At 39.3% G+C, this 2,470-nt stretch carries 3 protein-coding genes and 1 pseudogene; all 4 read left to right on the top strand.

Annotated features, from left to right (window positions below; all coding sequences use genetic code 11):
* On the top strand, window positions 1-676 hold a 676-nt coding region (locus tag HPY28_RS30020; RefSeq protein ID WP_174231971.1), incomplete at its 5' end, for a transposase.
* A 151-nt stretch (window positions 677-827) separates the two neighbouring features.
* Window positions 828-1,232, top strand: a complete 405-nt coding sequence (locus HPY28_RS30025) for a hypothetical protein (RefSeq protein ID WP_174231972.1) — start codon at window positions 828-830, stop codon at window positions 1,230-1,232.
* Window positions 1,233-1,243: 11 nt separating this feature from the next.
* On the top strand, window positions 1,244-1,849 hold the full coding sequence (locus HPY28_RS30030; RefSeq protein ID WP_174231973.1) for a pentapeptide repeat-containing protein: 606 nt from the start codon (window positions 1,244-1,246) through the stop codon (window positions 1,847-1,849).
* A gap of 299 nt (window positions 1,850-2,148) precedes the next feature.
* Window positions 2,149-2,470: pseudogene (locus tag HPY28_RS30035) on the top strand (late control protein); the annotation flags it as partial.

Raw genomic sequence — 2,470 nt, forward strand, 5'->3', positions numbered from 1 at the left:
ATATCCTGCCCCACACGTACTGAACGGTGTCTCGGTCGAAGAATTTGCGGAGTTTTTACGGAAATCAAGTAACAATGCCTGTTCGACAAGGAAGGCAGAAGAAATACTGGCACTCGTGCAAGCAGATGGCGATACAGCGAGAAGCTATCAGGAACAACGAGACTTTCTAATCAAGAGTCATGTGCGGGATATACAGTTCAACAAGAAGGAAATCGAGTATGTAGAAGGTGAACTGCAAGGTATGATGAAACGGTTAGACTACCAACTTGAAACGATGCCAGGCATAGATTTGGTAACGGCATCTGCTCTTGTTGCCGAGATTGGAGACATTAACCGTTTCCCTAGCGCAGACAAGCTGGCACGTTTTGCAGGAATAGCCCCTGTCAATTTCAGTTCCGGCGGCAAAGGTACGAACCAAAAAAGCAGACAGGGTAAGCGGATACTGCATGGTTTGTTTTACAACCTAGCTGTCCAGCAAGTCCAAGTTTCAAAAGGGAGCAAAAAGCCACGCAATCCGCTCTTTTACGAATACTTCACCCGCAAGAAAGAAGAAGGTAAAACACCAACGCAAGCAATGGTATGTGTGATGCGGCGGTTAGTTAACATCATCTATGGCATGATGAAGAACAAAACAGCGTTTCGTCTCCCTAAACAAGCAGAAAAACAAGCAAGTTAAACTGGTGGTGTCGCTAGTATATCTAGCAGCCACCGCTCCTTTTCAATAGTTTAGCTTTACAACATAGGGGACGGGTAAAGGTGGTAAGGGCAAAAAGCCTCATTTATATGATACAGATGGGAATTATACTGGAGGAAGAAATCAAGAAGAATTGGATGGTTTAGCCCGAGATCCTGCAAGTAATGGGAAAATAGAACCTAAAAATATAAATGAAAGAGATGTTGGATTAGCATTAGAAGAAAGAGGTGATTTAGGAAGAATAATACGTGATCCCCAAGCAGAAAACGGAGCAGAGTTTATTGATACCACTACAGGCTTAAAGTGGGACGTGAAAAGTTTTGTATCATATCCAAGCGGTAGGGACGGAGTACCTATAACAAGTCCCAAAAAGGGTGCTTTTTCTGTTAAAAATGGTATGCAAAAGATACACGAAGAATTTGCTAAAGGAAATAACATAATTATTGATACAAAAAAAATGGTGCCTGAGCATATTGAACAACTGATGAAAGCAATTGATGAAGCAGGAATAGCAGATAGAATAATGTGGTACCCTTAAGGAGTGAGAAAATGGAAGAAAGAAATATTCTTAGTATGTTTGATTTGCATAAAAAGTGGGTTGAGACAATTGGTAAAGAAGGTGAGATGTTAAAGTTAGATGAAGTGGACTTAAGAAGTTTTGATTTATCCGATATATTGCTTGAACAAGCATATTTAATAGAGTGTACTTTTGATGATCTCAAACTGGAAAATATCGATTTTCACACATCATTATTAGCCTCGTCAACATTTAAAAATGCATATTTAGATAAATGCGATTTTTATAAATCAGATCTTAGATATACAGATTTTTCTAACTGTGTCATTAAAAACAGTAGATTTAGTAAAGGTGATTGTTGGGAAGCAATATTTAGAAATGCATATTTAGTAGATTGTAATTTGATTAATGTATCGTTCTACTTAACGGATTTTAGTTGGGCAAGACTAGAAAATGTAGATATAAGTGTATCGACATTTAAAGAAACATTGTTAAACGGAGTGACATTAAAAAATATTAAAGGTATAGAAGACGCCTTTTTTGAGAGTATAAACATTGGTACATCGGAGAAACCAATATTGTTGGAATCAGAAAAAGCAAGGGAATGGATGTTAGAAAAATGTGAAGTAAATGGTTAAGTGGATTGGCTACTAGTGTCGAATGAACCCATCATTCAACCAATTGCATACTTAACCCATGTAATACCCGTATAAAGGTCTCTTCATTTTGGTTGTACGCACATGAAGCTTGAATTTTATACTCTACTTAATTTAATAGCGTCACGTTGAACAGGTCGATTATGGTCAGATACCACCATGATTGACCTGTTTTTTATGTGTAGCCAAAGAAAAGTAGATTTTGTTGCTAAATGAAAGAGAGAAATTGACTACTGAAGTTCTGTTGAACAGGAATTGTAGGAAACCGAAAGGCTGCCATCATGTCGTGTAGAGCCTTCAACAACCAAGTGGCAGAGGTGAAAGGGAAGTTAGATGGTCTCGAAGATAACTTGTTAGGCCTGTGGAATGTGGTAGTAGATGCCGGAGATATTGCGTCGACCACGTTACCGACAGCGTATCTGGTAGATGCTATTTACGAAGGCGTGACTGGAGAAGAGCGACCTTCTCTCCTCGAACGAAATGATCTCGCTAGAGGAGTTGTAGACGGCGCTACGAATGCAGTCAATTATGTGGGAGATACGTTTTCGGGCAAGAAGTCGGGCGATGAAATCCTTTCAGATATAGGGAAGCTGGGAGAAGGTC

Source organism: Brevibacillus sp. HB1.2, assembly GCF_013332495.1.
GTDB lineage: Bacteria > Bacillota > Bacilli > Brevibacillales > Brevibacillaceae > Brevibacillus > Brevibacillus porteri.